17 protein-coding genes are annotated in these 16751 nt (G+C 62.5%); 8 read left to right on the forward strand and 9 right to left on the reverse strand.

Features of this window, described 5'->3' with window-relative positions; translation table 11 throughout:
- Positions 1–48 precede the first annotated feature (48 nt).
- From HX801_RS26220 to HX801_RS26245, 6 genes are all read right to left on the reverse strand, one after another.
- Entirely contained in the window at positions 49–1389 is a 1341-nt protein-coding gene (locus tag HX801_RS26220) for a sorbosone dehydrogenase family protein (RefSeq protein WP_177022995.1), read from the reverse strand.
- 133 nt (positions 1390–1522) lie between these two features.
- Positions 1523–2488, reverse strand: coding sequence for a pyridoxamine 5'-phosphate oxidase family protein (locus HX801_RS26225; protein ID WP_177020995.1), 966 nt, complete (start codon positions 2486–2488; stop codon positions 1523–1525).
- Positions 2489–2490: 2 nt separating this feature from the next.
- Positions 2491–3390 carry a LysR family transcriptional regulator gene (locus HX801_RS26230; RefSeq protein WP_177022996.1) on the reverse strand — a complete coding sequence of 300 codons (900 nt, stop codon included), beginning with the start codon at positions 3388–3390 and terminating at the stop codon, positions 2491–2493.
- Positions 3390–4307: a LysR family transcriptional regulator gene (locus HX801_RS26235; RefSeq protein ID WP_177022997.1), complete on the reverse strand. Its 918-nt coding sequence runs from the start codon at positions 4305–4307 to the stop codon at positions 3390–3392. Before HX801_RS26235 ends, HX801_RS26230 begins: the two co-directional genes overlap by 1 nt.
- A gap of 166 nt (positions 4308–4473) precedes the next feature.
- On the reverse strand, positions 4474–5094 hold the full coding sequence (locus tag HX801_RS26240; RefSeq protein ID WP_177022998.1) for a glutathione S-transferase family protein: 621 nt from the start codon (positions 5092–5094) through the stop codon (positions 4474–4476).
- 125 nt (positions 5095–5219) lie between these two features.
- Positions 5220–6092 carry a LysR family transcriptional regulator gene (locus tag HX801_RS26245; protein WP_177022999.1) on the reverse strand — a complete coding sequence of 291 codons (873 nt, stop codon included), beginning with the start codon at positions 6090–6092 and terminating at the stop codon, positions 5220–5222.
- A 191-nt stretch (positions 6093–6283) separates the two neighbouring features.
- Here HX801_RS26245 and HX801_RS26250 point away from each other — a divergent pair, with 191 nt between their 5' ends.
- Positions 6284–7057 carry a glucose 1-dehydrogenase gene (locus HX801_RS26250; RefSeq protein WP_087692542.1) on the forward strand — a complete coding sequence of 258 codons (774 nt, stop codon included), beginning with the start codon at positions 6284–6286 and terminating at the stop codon, positions 7055–7057.
- A 13-nt stretch (positions 7058–7070) separates the two neighbouring features.
- Positions 7071–8117 carry an L-idonate 5-dehydrogenase gene (locus HX801_RS26255; protein ID WP_177009729.1) on the forward strand — a complete coding sequence of 349 codons (1047 nt, stop codon included), beginning with the start codon at positions 7071–7073 and terminating at the stop codon, positions 8115–8117.
- 61 nt (positions 8118–8178) lie between these two features.
- Here HX801_RS26255 and fetB read toward each other — a convergent pair whose 3' ends face one another.
- From fetB to HX801_RS26270, 3 genes are all read right to left on the reverse strand, one after another.
- On the reverse strand, positions 8179–8973 hold the full coding sequence (fetB, locus tag HX801_RS26260; RefSeq protein WP_003208279.1) for an iron export ABC transporter permease subunit FetB: 795 nt from the start codon (positions 8971–8973) through the stop codon (positions 8179–8181).
- The gene (locus tag HX801_RS26265) at positions 8970–9647 is read right to left on the reverse strand and encodes an ATP-binding cassette domain-containing protein (protein WP_003208280.1); all 678 of its coding nucleotides are present in this window, start codon (positions 9645–9647) and stop codon (positions 8970–8972) included. Before HX801_RS26265 ends, fetB begins: the two co-directional genes overlap by 4 nt.
- A gap of 249 nt (positions 9648–9896) precedes the next feature.
- On the reverse strand, positions 9897–10361 hold the full coding sequence (locus HX801_RS26270) for a metallophosphoesterase family protein (protein WP_102369478.1): 465 nt from the start codon (positions 10359–10361) through the stop codon (positions 9897–9899).
- A 193-nt stretch (positions 10362–10554) separates the two neighbouring features.
- Here HX801_RS26270 and HX801_RS26275 point away from each other — a divergent pair, with 193 nt between their 5' ends.
- The 6 genes from HX801_RS26275 to HX801_RS26300 all read left to right on the forward strand — a co-directional run bounded on the left by HX801_RS26275 (position 10555) and on the right by HX801_RS26300 (position 16710).
- The gene (locus HX801_RS26275; protein WP_177023000.1) at positions 10555–11760 is read left to right on the forward strand and encodes a DUF1835 domain-containing protein; all 1206 of its coding nucleotides are present in this window, start codon (positions 10555–10557) and stop codon (positions 11758–11760) included.
- Between the two features lie 59 nt (positions 11761–11819).
- The gene (locus HX801_RS26280) at positions 11820–12746 is read left to right on the forward strand and encodes a LysR family transcriptional regulator (protein ID WP_003208286.1); all 927 of its coding nucleotides are present in this window, start codon (positions 11820–11822) and stop codon (positions 12744–12746) included.
- A gap of 111 nt (positions 12747–12857) precedes the next feature.
- Positions 12858–14141 carry an NAD(P)/FAD-dependent oxidoreductase gene (locus tag HX801_RS26285; RefSeq protein WP_177023001.1) on the forward strand — a complete coding sequence of 428 codons (1284 nt, stop codon included), beginning with the start codon at positions 12858–12860 and terminating at the stop codon, positions 14139–14141.
- A gap of 13 nt (positions 14142–14154) precedes the next feature.
- On the forward strand, positions 14155–14868 hold the full coding sequence (locus HX801_RS26290; RefSeq protein ID WP_003208289.1) for an SDR family NAD(P)-dependent oxidoreductase: 714 nt from the start codon (positions 14155–14157) through the stop codon (positions 14866–14868).
- Positions 14869–14959: 91 nt separating this feature from the next.
- Complete coding sequence (locus HX801_RS26295) at positions 14960–16309, forward strand: MFS transporter (RefSeq protein ID WP_008433139.1); 1350 nt, start codon at positions 14960–14962, stop codon at positions 16307–16309.
- 8 nt (positions 16310–16317) lie between these two features.
- Positions 16318–16710 carry a Rid family hydrolase gene (locus tag HX801_RS26300; protein WP_003208292.1) on the forward strand — a complete coding sequence of 131 codons (393 nt, stop codon included), beginning with the start codon at positions 16318–16320 and terminating at the stop codon, positions 16708–16710.
- Positions 16711–16751: the final 41 nt, after the last annotated feature.

Below are 16751 nucleotides of genomic sequence, written 5' to 3' on the forward strand. Positions count from 1 at the left end.
CTGGCCGAACGCAGGCTTTGGACCGTGAGCCGCTGTAAGAGCAAAACCCTAAGGCCTTACCCGTGCCACCCGCCACACCTTGTTCCCCACATCATCCGCCACCAGCAACGCGCCCTGCCCGTCCAACGCTACACCCACCGGACGCCCCTGAGCCTCTCCATCACCATTTAAAAACCCAGTCAGGAAATCAACAGGCACACCCGACGGCTTTCCGTCCCGGAACGGAATAAACACCACCTTGTACCCCGCCTGCGGATTACGGTTCCAGGATCCATGCTCCCCCACAAACACCCCATCGGCAAACACCGCTGGCATCCCCCGCGCATCGGAAAACGTCAGGCCCAACGGCGCGACGTGAGTCCCCAGCGCGTAGTCCGGTGCAATCGCCTGGGCGACCTTGTCCGGACGCGGCGGCTGCACCCGGCTGTCAACGTGAGCCCCGTAATAACTCCACGGCCAACCGTAGAACGCGCCGTCCCGCACCGACGTCAGGTAATCCGGCACCAGATCGCTGCCGATCTCGTCGCGCTCGTTGACCACCGTCCACAACTGCGTAGAGCCGGGTTTCCACGCCAGCCCATTGGGATTGCGCAACCCACTGGCGAACAGACGCTTCTGCCCACTGGCAAGATCCAACTCCCAGATCGCAGCACGCCCTTCCTCGGCGTCAAGCCCATTCTCACCCACATTGCTGTTGGACCCGACGGTCACATAAAGCTTGGTACCCTCAGGATTGGCCAGGACGTTTTTGGTCCAGTGATGATTGATCCCGGCCGGCAGATCAGTGACCTTCACCGGCACGGCATCGATGTGAGTCTGGCCCCGAACATAAGGCACCTTGACCACCGCATCGGCATTGCCGATATACAACTCATCCCCCACCAACGCCATGCCAAACGGCGACGCCAGCCCACCGAGAAACACACTTTTCACCTCGGCACGCCCATCACCGTCGGCGTCCCGCAGCAGCGTGATCCGGTCGGCGCTCGGCGTATCGGCACCGACCCGCCCCATCACAAACCCCATCGCGGTACGACGCGCCCAGGCGAGCAAACCCGTGCCGCCGTCCGTGGCACCTTCAGGCATGGGCGGATGGTTACTCTCGGCTACCAGCACGTCGCCATTGGGCAAGGTGTACACCCAGCGCGGATGGTCAAGGTCCGCGGCCAACGCCGTTACCGTGAACCCATCGAGCGCCGTTGGCTGGGCATTACCGGGCCAGCCGACAGCCTTGGAAACCTTGAGCGTCGGGATCAGTGATGCAGTGGGTTCGGGCAGTTGCGGGCTTGGCCCCACACCGGCCTGAAACGGCAGTTTGGAGGAATCGCCACAGGCGCTGAGGGCAGCCGTGGCGGTGATCAGCAGCGCAAGGCGGCTTGGTGCATGCATTGGGAAACCTCGGGACAGCCCTTTATTGGGCAGGCAGAAACCCGACGGAGTATCGCGTCATTCCCCGACACCAAACACCGCCTACCGCGCAATTGAGTTTTAACTCAGTCGCACGAGTGGCTCGGCAGCACTCTCAGGCTTTCCAAGGCCCCAACGCCAGGCTGTAGGGAGAAAACCCCTCGAACTGCCAACGCAGGGCCAGCGCCGCATCCCGTCGGACCACGTGTTCCACGGTCACCTTCCACAACCGCTCAGCCCCCTCGAACGTGGCCAGTTCATCTCCTTCAAGAATCACCTCGGCCCGCCCGACCACCTGCAACACATCACCCGTAGCAAAATCCACAAACAGCAAGCCCGCAACCGGGTTGACCTGCACATTGCCCAAGGTGTTGAAAAACGAGTTGCCGGTAAAATCGGGAATCGTCAGCACCTCTCCCTCCACGCGCACAAACCCACTGTTGCCGCCTCGGTGTGAAACGTCCACCGAACGCTTGGCCGCATCCCCTTCCAGGTCCACATAGCTGGCGACGAAAAACGTATCAGCGCTGCGAATCAGCGCCCGGTCAGCGTCATCGAGCGAGTTCGCGCGCCGCACAATACCTTTAGCAGCGCGCTGCCCCCGGGCACCCGGATCCACCGCACGCAACTGGATGTACTTCGGGCAATTTCCAAACGTGTGCACCACCGCCACGGTAAATCCGTCGACGCCGGCAGCCCCGATAACCCCGTTCATGCGATTACGCCGCCGCGTATTCAGGTCAATGCCCAACAGCCCGACCGACGCGCCTTGTTTCAGCCCGCTCCCGGCGGGGTCACTCTCCGCAGGCAGGCTGTCGATACGCAAGCTGTAGGGGTCCGGCGAATACGCAAACCCCGGCGTGCCCTCCAGCAGCGTGGCCCAGGGCAGCCCCTGCTCATCCACGGCCCCCACGACCAGATAGGGCAACAACTCATAAAAAGCCCGATGCTGCTCCGGCAAGTGATCCCGTATCACCTTCGCGCCGATCACCTCCATGCGCTCGGCCACGCCGGCACTTTGCTGCAACTGCCGCTCGCCGGCATGCCATGGCGAAACGGGGGACGCGTCCTGGTGATTCATGATCAAGCCCTCGGTGAATGAAACGCCGGATGTTCACGCAATGCCGCCACGCTGAAATCGACAAAACTGCGCACCCGCATCGAAGCGTTGCGCCCTTCGCGGTAGACCACATGCACCGGCAGCGGCGGCGGTTCATGGGCCTGCAATACTCGACACAGTTGCCCGCTCGCCAGGTGCTCGTGCACCGGGTAGCTCAAGCACCGGATCAACCCTGCGCCCTGCACCGCCGCATTGATCGCGCCCTGCACCGTGGTGCAACCGAGACGCGCCCGGGCCTTGATGCTGGCGCCCTGGAAATCCCACTGCACCCAATTCGAATACGCCTGGCTGGCGACCAGCCGATGCTCCTTGAGCGCCTCCGGTTGCACCGGTTCGCCATGGCTTTGCAGATAGCCGGGGCTGGCGCAGACGATGTTGCGCACATGGCCCACGGGCCGGGCAATCAGGGATGAACCGGGCAGTTCCCCCACCAGGACTGCCACGTCCAGGCCGTCTTCATTCAGGTTCGGATAATGATCGTGGTAATGGGCAAACAGGCGGACTCCGGGATAGCGCTCCAGGTAGCCGGCCAACAGCGGCGCCATCACATAACGGCTGAACAGCAACGGAAAAAACACCCGCAGGTTTCCCTCGGCCTGCGCGTGCGCACCCTGGGCAGATGCTTCGGCGGCGCTCACGCCGTCAAGGATCCGCGAACAGTCGGCCATGAACGTCGCCCCGGCTTCGGTGAGGCGAATGCCCCGGGTGCTGCGCTGTACCAATGGCACCCGCAAGCGCGTCTCCAGCCGGTCAATCGCGCGGATCACAGTGGGCCCCGAGATGCCCAGGGAGCGGGCAGCCGCGGCCAGGCTCGGCTGCCGGGACAGCGCCTGGAAGATCTGCATGTCGCGATAACGGTCCATCAGGCCGGCCGCTGCATCGATGGGTTGAGCGCAGCATCCTGCCCCAGCCGGCTGACCAGAAAATCCACGAACGTGTTGACCTTCGCCGGTACCCGGGCGTTGTTCTGCAACACCACATGGATCGGCAAGGCCGGCGGTTCGAAGTCTTGCAGGATGATTTCCAGTGCGCCTGCACGCACATCGCTGGCCACCTGATAAGACAACACCCGTGTGACGCCCCAGCCCAGGCGCGCGAGGTTGATCGCCGCGTTGTTGGCGGTGACTACCAGGCGCGGCTCAACGGCCACGCTCAACGGCTGGCCGCCTTCCCTGAACTGCCATTCGCTGACCAACTGGCTGGAAGACGACGTGACAATCTTCGCCTCACGCAGTTGCCCGGGGTGCAGTGGCCGGTGCCGCTCAAGGTAAGCCGGCGCCGCGCACACTACGCGACGCACCTCGCCGACCTTGATCGCCTGCTGGCCGGGTTCCTGCAAATGCCCGATGCGCACGGCCACATCGACGCCTTCATCGGTCATGTTGACCACACGGTCCACCAGCAAGGCGTTGATGCTGACCTGGGCAAACAGGTCCAGGTACTCCCCCAGGATTGGCGCGACGAACAACTCGCCGAACAACACCGGCGCGGTGACCGTCAGGTGCCCCCACGGGATCGAGAAGCTGCCTGCTGCCGCTTCTTCGGCCTCAGTCAACTCCGCGAGGATGCGTCGGCAATCGTCCAGGTAACGCTGGCCGGCCTCGCTCAGGTGCAGGCTGCGGGTGGTGCGCGAAAGCAACTGGGTGCCAATACGCGCCTCCATCGCGGCAATCGCGCGGGTCACGCTGGGGGGCGAGATGTTCAGGCGCCGGGCCGCCGCGGCAAAGCCCTGTTCTTCGGCGACGGCGAGGAAAATCTGCATTTCCTGGAAACGGTCCATGGGTCCCCTTAATCGAATGTGGTCCACCAAACCAGTGGCTTGGGAGCGGTTGTGGCGAGGGAGCTTGCTCCCGCTGGGCAGCGTAGCGGCCCCAAAATCCTGGGAGCGCTGCGCACTGGAGCGCCAGCCCGGTCCAGCGGGAGCAAGCTCCCTCGCCACAAAATCTTCAAACCTTCGCCAGGCCCACAGCGGTGCGTTGCATACCCACAAACCCCGGCAGCGCCTCGATACTGCCCAGCCAGGCGCGAACCTGCGGATAGTCGTCCAGTGCGACATTCCCCTCCGGCGCATGGGCGATGTAGGTGTAGTGCGCGATATCGGCAATTGTCGGCAGGTCACCGGTGAGAAAACGGCTCTGCTCCAACTGGTGCTCTACCACTTTGAGGAATGCGTGGGAGCAGCTGATGGTCGCCTCGGCATCCAGCGCGGCACCGAACACAGTGATCAATCGCGCCGCAGCCGGCCCGGTGTGCAGTGGTCCTGCCGCAGCCGAGAGCCAACGCTGCACACGGGCCTGGGCCAAAGGCTCGGTCGGCAGCCACTGGGCGGTGCCATATTGGCCGGCGAGGTACACCAGGATCGCGTTGGAGTCCGCCAGCACCACGCCGTTATCATCGATCACCGGCACCTGGCCGAAGCTGTTGAGGGTGGCCAGGAACTCAGGGGTTTTGTGCGCGCCTTGCTTCAGATCGACGTGCACCCGCTCAGCGGGCACGCCCAGCAGCGACAGCATCAACTCAACCCGGTGGGAATGGCCAGACAAGGGGTAACGGTACAGTTTGATCATGACGGGCTCCGCGATGTGCCAGGGACTCGACCCGGTGATCGGGTCGATGACGCTTATGTTCCACCGCTACGGCACGCAGCAGAATAGCCAGTTTTTACAATCCAGCATTTCACCGGATGAAACAATCAATCGCCAAACAACTCGTCGATCAGGTTGAACAGGGTGGTTTTCACCGGGCTGTCGAGCTCGGTCCACGCCAGGCCGGTCCTGGCCCGGAACGCCCCCAACGCCAGGTGCCTGGACACGCAATTGGCCGGCAGCGCCCGGGCCGCCTGCAGCGGCAACACACCCACACCCAGCCCGGCCGAGACCAGCGCCAGCATGGTGGTGAACTCGCCGAGTTCGGCGGCGATCTCCAGCGGCACGCCCATCGCCTGCACGAATTCATCGTAGAAACCCGGTGCATAACGCCGGGCCAGGATGAACACCGGCACCTTGAGCAAGTCCGTCGGCTGAATGGTTTCCTGGGTCGCCAACGGATGCTCGCCGGGCAAGGCGACCACGAAGCTTTCCTGCAACACCTCAAGGGTCTGCACGCCGGGATAGGCCGCCGGCAAACGCATCAGGCCGAAATCCAGCTGGCCGTTTTTCAACGCAGCCGCCTGATCCGGGCCGGGCATGTCCTTGAGCTCCAGTTCAATTCGCGGGTAGCGCTGGTGCACCGCACGAATCAACCCGGGCAGCAATTGCGGCAATACCGACGAGACAAACCCCAGGCGCACCCGGCCGATCTCCCCGCGGTTCGAAGCCCGGGCGGCATCGGCGGCGCGGGCAGCCTGGTGCAGGGTGGCGAGGGCTTCCGGCAGAAACACCCGCCCGGTTTCCGTCAGTGTGACCGAGTGCCGGTTGCGGTCGAGCAGGCGCACGCCCAGGCCGCTTTCGAGCAGTTTAATCTGCATGCTCAGCGCCGGTTGCACGATCGACAACTGCGCGGCCGCCCGGCCGAAATGCAGTTCCTGGGCGAGCACGACAAAGGCGCGCAGGTGCTTGAGTTCCATCAGGTTGGCTCCGGTTATCACGGTTATTGATCACCCCATCACAAATGAAAATTGGACGCCGGGCCCTGGCTGCGCTGAAGTAAGGCCCGTGATGCACGATATGACAGGGTTTGACGTATAACAATGAGAGCGGCGCCCCGCACTCGGATTGATAGTGTTGATCACCTGTCTCAGTCTTCGGAGATCGCCCCATGCAGCGTGTTTTAGACAGTTTCCGCCTCGACGGCCGCCTGGCCTTGATCACCGGCTCCAGCGCCGGCATCGGCCTGGCCATCGCCCGTGGCCTGGCCCAGGCTGGCGCACGGGTAGTGCTCAACGGGCGCAACCGCAGCACCTTGCGTGACAGTGCCGCGTTGCTGGCGGCGGAAGGCCTGGAGGTGCACACCCAGGCGTTCGATGTCACCGACGGCGCGGCGGTGTTGGCCGCTGTGGCGGAGATCGAAGAGCGCCTGGGCCCGCTGGACATCCTCGTCAACAACGCGGGCATGCAACGTCGCGGGCCGCTGGAGGACTACAGCGAAACCCACTGGCGCGAGTTGATGAGCACCAACCTGGACAGCGCCTTTCTGGTCGGCCAGGCCGTGGCCCGGGCGATGATCCCGCGCAAGCGGGGGCGCATCATCAATATCTGCTCGGTGCAAAGCGAACTGGGGCGCCCGGGCATCGCCCCGTATGCCGCCAGCAAAGGCGCGCTGAAAATGCTCACCAAAGGCATGGCCATCGACTGGGGCCCCCACGGGCTGACGGTCAATGGCATCGGCCCCGGCTATTTCAAGACCGAACTGAACGCCAACCTGGTGGCCAACCCCGAATTCAGCGACTGGCTGGTGCAACGTACGCCGAGCCGGCGCTGGGGTGACGTCGCCGAACTGGCGGGCGCTGCGGTATTCCTTGCCAGCGACGCGGCAAGTTTCGTCAACGGTCATATCCTGTACGTGGACGGTGGCATCACCGCCTCGCTGTAACCTGGAGAATTTCATGCACGCGATTGTCTGCCATGCCTCGAAAGACCTGCGGGTAGAACCGCAAACCGAACCCCAGGCACTGACGCCCGACCAACTGCGGGTGCGCATTGCCCGGGGCGGGATCTGCGGCTCGGACCTGCATTACTACCAGCACGGCGGCTTCGGCACCGTGCGGTTGCGCGAGCCGATGGTGCTCGGCCACGAAGTGTCGGCGGTGATCGAGGCGGTGGGCCGTGAAGACGGGCCGTTCAAGATTGGCCAACGCTTGTCGGTCTCGCCGTCGCGGCCTTGCGGGCGTTGCCGTTATTGCCATCAAGGGCTGCCGAACCATTGCCTGAACATGCGTTTCTACGGCAGCGCGATGCCCTTCCCTCACGTGCAGGGTGCGTTTCAACAAAGCCTGGTGATCGAAACGCACCAGGCGCACCCGTTGGCCGATCATGTGAGCCTTGCCGAGGGTGCAATGGCTGAACCGTTGTCTGTGGGTTTGCATGCCATCCAGCGTGCCGGGGTGGTGTTCGGCAAACGGGTATTGGTCACCGGGTGCGGGCCCATCGGCAACCTGTTGATCGGTAGCCTGCGGGCAGCGGGCGCGGGGGAAATTGTTGCGGTGGACCTGGCCGCCGGGCCCTTGGCCTGCGCCGAAAAAATGGGCGCCAGCCGTACTCATAACCTGGCGGAAGACGCCGACGCGTTGAAGCGGTATACCGCCGAAAAAGGCTACTTCGACGTGATGTTCGAAGTCTCCGGCAGCGCCCAGGCCCTGCGCAACGGCCTGGAGTGCATGGCCCCGCGCAGCGTGCTGGTGACGGTCGGTCTGGGTGGCGAGGTCTCGCTGCCGTTGAATATGCTGGTGAGCAGGGAGATCGACTTGCGGGGCACCTTCCGCTTCCATTCGGAGTTTGCCCAGGCGGTGGATTTGCTCAATCGCCAGGTGATTGATGTGCGTCCGGTGATCTCCCACACCGTGCCGTTCAGCGAGGCGGTGCAGGCCTTTGAGCTGGCGGCAGACAAGAGCCAGGCGATGAAAGTGTTGCTGGATTTTGGTGTGGGTGATTGAACCGGATCTCGACAGCTCCCACAGGGTTGCGGTGCATTTTGGGGATCCGATAGCGCCTGCGCTACACCCGCTCTTCGAGCCTGAAGCGCAGGAAACGATGGCTGGCTGAAAACAGTCGACGGTAGGTGAGCAACACCGCACCTACCGTGCCCAACGCCGACGACGCAGCGATCAAAAACATAATCACAATCTGATAACGCACCGCGTCCACCGGACTTTCCCCGGCCAGCACCTGGCCAGTCATCATCCCCGGCAAGCTCACAATCCCCACCACCGTCATCTGGTTCAGCGTCGGAATCATCCCGGCCCGCACAGCCTGGCGAATCGCATCCTGCGCCGCCTCCCAGCGTGAACCACCGAGGGCCAGAATCATCTCGATGGTATTGCGGCCGGAGGTCAGCTCCTGAGTCATACGCTCAATCCCCAGAGACACCCCGGTAAGCGTATTACCCAGAATCATCCCAAGGATCGGAATCGCATACTGCGGCTCGTACCACGGGTGAATCCGGATAATCGCGAACAGGCCAACAGCCGTCACCAACCAGGAACTGCCCCACACCGACACAATACTGTCGGCCCGCTGCCCCGCATAGGTCCGCTTCCCTCGCCCGGCAGCCGAGAGCCCGGCGATCAGAGTCATCAGGCACATCAGCGGCAGCACCACATACCAGTAGGCAAATTCAAAGACCCAGCCCAGCAGGTAACCGATCGCCAACAACTGCACCACCGTGCGCACAGCCGCCCAGAACAGCTGACGCTCCAGCCCCAGCCGCAACAACAGCGACAGCGCACCGTTGATCAGGATCAGCGAGGCGGCGATGGCCATGTCCAGTGCCGTGAGGTCGTGATAATTCATGGCTGCACGGCCCCCGTCAGCACGCCGGCGTCCATATGCAAATGGGTGGTGCTCATGCGTTGCGCCTGCTCAAGGTCGTGGGACACCCAGATATAGGCGTGAGCGCTATCCGCTTCGGCCCAGGCACTGATCAACGCCTCGACCTCCCCGGACGATGCCGGGTCGAGAGCGGCGGTAGGTTCGTCCAGCAACAACACATCGGGATTGAGTTGCAGGGTACGGATCAGTGACACCACCTGGGACTCACCACCGGATAAATCCCCGGCATTTTTTGCCAGAAAACCCGATTCCTTGCCCGCGTGGGCCAGCAGCGCCTTGACCGCCTGCGGGTCGAAACTCAGGTGATGCAAGGCTTTGAGGCTGTAGGGGAAACGCAAGTTGTCTTCCACCGTGCCTTCGATCAGCGCCGGGCGTTGGGAGAGGTAGCTGATGCGACTGCGATACTGCGGGACTTGCGCGTTGGCGATGGGCTGCCCGTTCCAGAGGATATCCCCTGAGGTCGGCGCGTCGAGCAAGGCGAGTGCCCGAAGGAATACACTTTTGCCGGAGCCCGATGAACCGGTGATGGATAGGCGGTCGGCGCGGTGCAGCTGGAAGTTCGTGGGCTGCAGCAGTTGCAGCTGGCGGCGCTCGTCCATCCGCGTGAGCGCCCGGGTTTCGACTAATACGCTCATGGCGTTGATGATCCTTGTTCCTGATTCAGACGCAAATGGTAAGACAGGGCACGTCCCCCGTGGCGAGGGAGCTTGCTCCCGCTGGGCTGCGAAGCGGCCCCAATAAAGCCACTGCGATACACCTGAAAAAACACCGTTAATTTCTTGGGGGTGCTGCGCAGCCCAGCGGGAGCAAGCTCCCTCGCCACAGCAAGCTCCCTCACCACAGCAGCTCCCTCACCACAACAAGCCCCTTCGCCTCAGCGTTCTTCAGCGCTTGGGCTCCAGCGACACCAGGCGCGGCTTGATGGATTTCTCGCGCACCTCAAGCAACGCCAGGGTCACCGGCAACTTGAAACGTCGCCGCCCTGCACTGCCAGGGTTGAGAAACAGCCGCTCGCCGTGCCACTCGATCAATGGTTTGTGAGAGTGGCCAGTGATCACCAGCCGGATGCCCGGATCAAGCTCCTTCGGCACCTCGGCAATGTCATGCACCAGCAACGCCCGCCAGCCGTTCAGGTCAAAATCCAGCCGGTCAGCCAAATGCTCTGCCCACGCGGCGTCGAGGTCGTTATTGCCGCGCACCACATGCAATGGCGCAATCGAGGCCAGCAACTCAAGGATCTCCGGGCTACCGATGTCCCCGGCGTGAACAATCTGCTCGCACCCTTCCAGGGCCGCCAAGGCCTCGGCGCGGAGCAAGCCGTGGGTATCGGAAATCACACCAACTTTCATGAACGTCTCCTGTGCAAAACCCCGGCGCGATCCACCGGGCGGCTTGCAATCAATCATTGCACTGCCTATATTTCCCGCCTGGCGCCATCTACGCCACCATCCGCGGAAAGGGCTGCGCCCAAGACCTTGACTGAATATCACATTTCTACGACTCCCAACCTTAAAGCGGACAAGGTTTGTACAAGGAGATCGTATGTCGCAATCATTCTCGTCCACTAACGGCCGTATCAACCTTGAGCAGCAGCGCAAGCGCGCCAAGGAACTTTTGCAGCGCCTGAAAAGCGCCGATGCCGCCGCAACCCCGACCTTATCCGATGCCCAATGGTCGATCGCCAAGGAACTCGGTTTTCCCAGCTGGCCCAAGCTCAAGGCCCACGTCGATGCGGTGGATTTTGCCGCCCGCCATCCAGGTTTCGACGCCAGCGATGAAGGCCGCACCACCCACTGGCGCTGCGGCAATGATATCGCCCACAGCCTGGGCGTGGCGGGGTTCAAGGGCCGCTTCCGGATGCTGATTGACCCATTGTGCATGGGCCCGGTGCAGGACCTGCCTGCCGAGCAATACCAGGCCGTTCGCAGCCGCTATATCAGCCAGGTGTTTGCCATGGATGAGGCCGAAGTGGCGCGCCGGCATGCGGACGAATATCACCATCTTGAACAACTGGGCAGCGCCGGCCACAGCGTGTTGTGGTGTGAGGCGGATGCGTACGATCAGTTGTTCCTGATTCGCGCGCTGGCTGGGCTTGAGCATCTGCCTGAAAAACTGGAGTTGATCGAAGTCGATCGTATCCCCGGCGTGCAGCGTTTTATCGGCATCGGCCAACTGGCGCCTGAAGTATTGGCGTGGCTGTGGCCGCAGCGTCGGCGGGTCGATGAGGACATGCTGAAGCTGGCGCGGCAGGCCTGGCTGGCGTACTGCGACAGTTCGCCGGTCAAGCTGGCGGAACTGGCCCGGAGTAGCTCCACCTCCCTGCCCTTCCTGGCCCCGGCATTGCGCCGACAGTTGCAGGAGTTACCAGGTGTGCAGGACGGTTTGTCCCTGACCGAGCGCCTGTCCCTGCAATACGTGGATGAAGCCGGACCGGTGCCGTTTGGCCGGGTGTTCGCCGAGCTGATGGGCAAGCGTGAACCGCTGCCGTACCTGGGAGACATGATGTTTCATGCGCTGATGCGGCCGTTGATCGATGGCGAGAATCCCCTGTTGATCGAGTCCGGGGCCCAGTTGCCATGGCCACAGCGGGTGTTGGCGCTGACTGCGCTGGGTCGCCAGGTTCTGAACGGCGCAGCCTACTGGCCGGATCATGCAACGGAAGAACGCTGGGTAGGTGGCGTCTGCCTGCGACCGCGCCACCCGCACTGGACAATTGACGAACATGGCATGCCCGTGTGGCGTGATTGATTCTTCGCGACAGCTTTGATCTGTGTCATGTTGAGCCAAACAGGTAACGGTTCAGCGCGATGACCTTACAACAGCTCAACTACTTTCTCGCCGCCATCGAGCACGGTACGTTCTCCAAGGCGGCGGAAAGCCTGCATATTTCCCAACCCTCATTGTCCGAGCAGATCCTGCGGCTGGAGGAGCACCTGGGTACCCACGTGTTCATCCGCACCAATCGCCGACTGATGCTCACCGAAGCCGGACGCCGCCTGCAGCCATTTGCACAAGGCATGGTGACGTCAGCACGCCAGGGCTATGAAGCGGTGCAGGCTGTGCGTGAACTGTCCGGTGGCGTGGCCAGTTTTGGCACCTTCGGCACCGCCCACCACTATTTCCTCACGGACCTGATCGAGCAGTTCCGCACCCAGCACCCGGATATGCGGATCAAGATCGTCGGCTACAACTCCTCGGAAATCGCCGAGCTGGTGAGCCAGGGCGAAATTGAAGCGGGGCTGGTGATGCTGCCGATCAAGCAGCAGAACCTGACCGTCAGCGAGCCGGTCTGGTCGGCCCAGGTCGGCTATATCAGTGCCGACCCGGAGCGACTCAAGGGCCCGAAAACCATCAGCGACCTGGCGGTGGCACCGTTGATTCTCACCGAGGCGCGCTGGCGCACCGCCGACCCGATTCGCCGGTTGTTGGGGCAATTGGCGTCCAAGGGCGGCGAGGTGCTGGACCCGATCATCGAAGTGGAGCACCAGATCACCGGCTTCGAGCTGGCTGCGCGCGGGCTCGGCGATGTGATTGCCACACGCCCGATCCTGCATCAGCTGGGCTTCAATGATCGCTTGGGCTGGGTGCCGATCAGCCCGGCGATCTTCGAGGTATTCGGCTTTATCCATCGCCACGACACGCCTATTTCGCCGCCCACCCGGGTGCTGATCAACCTGATGCGCAGCCACTTGAGCCGCATCCAGAACCTGTATGCGCACCTGGAGACGCTCTAGCCATAGGGATCACCTATAGGAAACACATGACTTAGCCCATTCATCCACCTCTTGCCGAGCGGGATACTCCAGCCACCGACGCCACAACAGGCGCTTGAATGGGGAGCCAGCATGTCCAATCACTACTGCATCATTGGTGCCGGGGCCGCAGGGCTGGCGGCGCTGAAGACCATGACCGACGCCGGTTTCGAGGTGGACTGCTTCGAAAAGTCCGCGAACATCGGCGGTCACTGGAACAGCGACTACGATGCCTTGCACCTGATCACCCCCAAGAGCAGTTCCTTCTTTGACGGGTTCCCGATGCCCGCTGACTATCCGGTGTACCCGAGCCGCGATCAGGTCAAGGCGTACATGAACGCCTACACCGACACCTTCGGCCTGCGCGAAAAGATCACCTTCAACACCGAAGTGCGCAGCCTGAAGCCCCTGGACGAGAACGGCGAAGCGGGCTGGCAGGTGACCCTGGCAGACGGCACCCACAAACACTACAGCGGCGTGCTGGTGGCCAACGGTCACCTGTGGGATTGCAAGATCCCGCAAGTAAGCAAGGGGTTCACCGGCGTGTCGATTCACTCCGGCGAATACCGCAACGTGCAGCAGGTGCAAGGCAAGGTGCTGGTGGTGGGGTTTGGCAACTCCGGATGCGACCTCGCAGTGGATGCCGCCCAGGCTCGCCTGGACACCACCATTGCGATCCGACGCGGCCAGCTGTTCCAGCCCAAGACCCTGTTCGGCCTGCCCCGGGGCGAGCTGCCGCTGCTGGGGCAATTGCCGCCAGAACAGCAGAACATGCTCATGAACCTGCTGATCATGGCCAGCGTCGGCACCCACAAGAATTACCCCGGGCTACCGGCACCGGATACCTACGACCTGGATGCGCAACCGCCGGTGGTCAACACCTTGCTGCTGTACTGGATCCAGCACGGCCGAATCAAGGTCGCACCGGGTATCGAGAGCATCCAGGGCAAGACTGTCACGTTCACCGATGGCAGCCAGGTCGATTACGACACCATCGTCTGGGCTACCGGTTTCAACACGCGCCTGCCGTTCCTCGATGAACGCCTGCTGCAATGGCGCGACGGTGTTCCGCTGCGTACCGCCGCGATGACCTTGCCGACCAACCTGGAAGGCCTGTTCTACATCGGCCTGGGCGCCCCACGTGGCCCGCAATGGCCGGTGTATTGCGAGCAGACCCGGCTAGTGATGCGCTTTCTCACCCTGCGCGAGCGTGGCATGCAAGGCCTGGCGGCGAAGTTTGCCCAGTTGCAGCCGGCCGACTCACGCATCGATATCGTCAAGCGCGAATGGCTGAGCAACTACCAGGACACCCAGCGCCAACTGGATGTGCTGGAACTGGCTCTGCAACCCGGCACCCCTCTTCCTCAATACGCCTGATCGGATAGCCCTTATGAACACTGCACCGCACTCCAGCGTTATCGTCACCGGGACGTCCTCGGGCATGGGCCAGGCCGTCGCACAGCGCTTTCAGGCCGAAGGCTGGCACGTCGTCGCTGTGGACGTAACACCCAGCACACAGCCGGCGAGCCCCTTGTTTTCGCCAGTGGTCGGCGACATCACCCAGGAGGCCACACTGGCCCGTACCCTCGATGCCGCCCTGGACGGCAAGGCACCGCTGCGAGCCGTAGTGAATGCGGCGGGGATCTTTCCCACGTCATCCCTGGATAGCTTCAGCGAAGCGCTGTACCGCAAGATATTCGACATCAACGTGCTGGGCTCACTGAACATCGCACGTATCGGCACCCGTCACCTGAAAGCCGCCGGCGGAGGCGCTATCGTGTTCTTCGCCTCGGTGGATGCGTTCACCGTGTCGAAAAACCAGTTGCTCTACAGCGCCTCCAAGGCTGCTGTGGTGTCGATGACCCGCTCCCTGGCCATCGAACTGGCCGGCGACAATATTGTGGTCAACGCACTGGCCCCGGGCTGGGTGGACACCGAAGGCACCCGTGCCGGCGGGCGCATCGAGGCCGCCATCGAATCGATCCCCTTGAAACGCGCCGCGCGGGTCGAAGAAATCGCCGACTGGGTCTGGCAACTGAGCGCCAAACCCTCCTACATAACAGGCGAATCATTGTGCATCGCCGGGGGCGTGTATATGCGATGACCCCAGCCTCCGCAGGCCCCGCGCATCAGACGTGGGCCTGCCACTCCCTATTGACTGCTGCCTCACTACAATTATTCCAGAGGGCAATATCATGGGCGAAGTTCACGCTTCCTCGATTCATCAAGGGTTTCCCGCCGACCGTGCATCGGCTGAACCCTCACGCAAACGGCTGACCAAAGCGGTCGTCGGCGTGACACTGGGCAATATGGTCGAATGGTTCGACTTTGCGCTCTACTCCTCTCTCGCCGGCATCATCGGCAAGACGTTCTTCCACAACGACAACCCGACCACCCAGTTGATGGCGATCTACGCCACCTTCGCGGCGGGCTTCCTGATTCGGCCACTGGGCAGCCTGGTGTTCGGTCCCATCGGCGACAAGTTTGGCCGGCGCACGGCGCTGTCGCTGAGCATCACGCTGATGGCCGTCGCAACCTTCGCCATTGCCTTGATCCCGAGTTACGCGAGCATCGGCCTGTTTGCGCCCGTCCTGTTGATTCTCATGCGTCTGCTCCAGGGCCTGTCGGCGGGTGGCGAGTACGGCGGCTCCTGCACGTTCATCGCCGAGCATTCGCCGGACGAGCGACGCAGCTTTTTCACCAGTTGGCTGGAATTCGGCAATATCTCCGGGTTCCTGCTGGGCGGTGCAGTGGTCAGCCTGTTTACCCTGGGCCTGGGCGAACAAGCCATGCAGGACTGGGGCTGGCGCGTGCCCTTTGCGATTGGCGGCCTGCTCGGCCTGATCGCCCTCTACTTGCGCCTTGGCCTGGAAGAAACACCAGTGTTCAAGGAAATCCAGGCCAACGAAAAACTGCGAAAGGCGACGGGCGCCGAACCCAGCCTGTTCAGCTTACTGGTCAACGAATGGCCGAAAATCCTGCAATGCATGGGCCTGGTCACCGTGTTCAACGTGACCTACTACATCATCCTCGGGTACATCCCGGGTTATCTGGAAAACGTACTCGGGTACAGCAATACGTTCGCCAGGAACCTGGGGATGGCCGCGACGCTGTTCATGCTGGTGTTGATCCCGGTTTCAGGCTTGCTGGCCGACCGACTGGGCCGGAACCGGATGATCATTACCGGCTGCGTGCTGCTGATCGTCATGGCGTTCCCCTGCTTCATGCTGCTGCATACCCAGAGTGTCGGGTTGCTGCTGGCCGCCCTGCTGATCCTGACCCTCGCCCAGTTGTTTTTTGAAGGAGCGATGCCGGCCACCATGACTTCGCTGTTCAAGGCCCGCGTGCGCTACAGCGCCCTCGCCTTGAGCTACAACGTCGCGGTCTCGCTGTTCGGAGGCACGGCCCCGCTGATCAATACCTGGCTGATATCGATCACTGGCAACCAGATGATTCCCGCCTGGTACCTGATCGGCGGTGCCGTGGTCGGCCTGATTTCGATCCTGTTCGTAAAGGACTCCACCGGTAAACCCCTCCCAACATGAGAACCACCATGACCAGTAAAACCACAGCGCGGCAAACTATTTCCTCGGGCGGTCAGTACGAAAACGTGTTCGGTTATTCCCGCGCCGTTCGCGTGGGCAACCACCTGCACATCTCCGGCACCTGCGCCTCACCCGATTACGAACACAGCAATGCTTACGAACAGGCCCAGGCCATTCTCGTCACCGTCAACAAGGTGTTGGCCGAGGCGGGCATGGGCCCTGAAGACGTAGTGCGCACCGTGGTCTACCTGCGGGATATCAACGATGCCGCCTCCGTCGCCAAGGCACACAGCGAGGTGTTCGACGCCATTCGCCCGGCCAGCAGCCTGATTCAGGTGGATTCGATGCTGCGCCCCTGGCAGAAAGTCGAAATCGAAACGTACGCCATCGTTGCCGATTGACCCAGGCGATGAGTAAAAAACCGCGGCTTGGGCCGCGGTTT

This window comes from Pseudomonas sp. G1002 (genome assembly GCF_013385455.1).
GTDB lineage: Bacteria > Pseudomonadota > Gammaproteobacteria > Pseudomonadales > Pseudomonadaceae > Aquipseudomonas.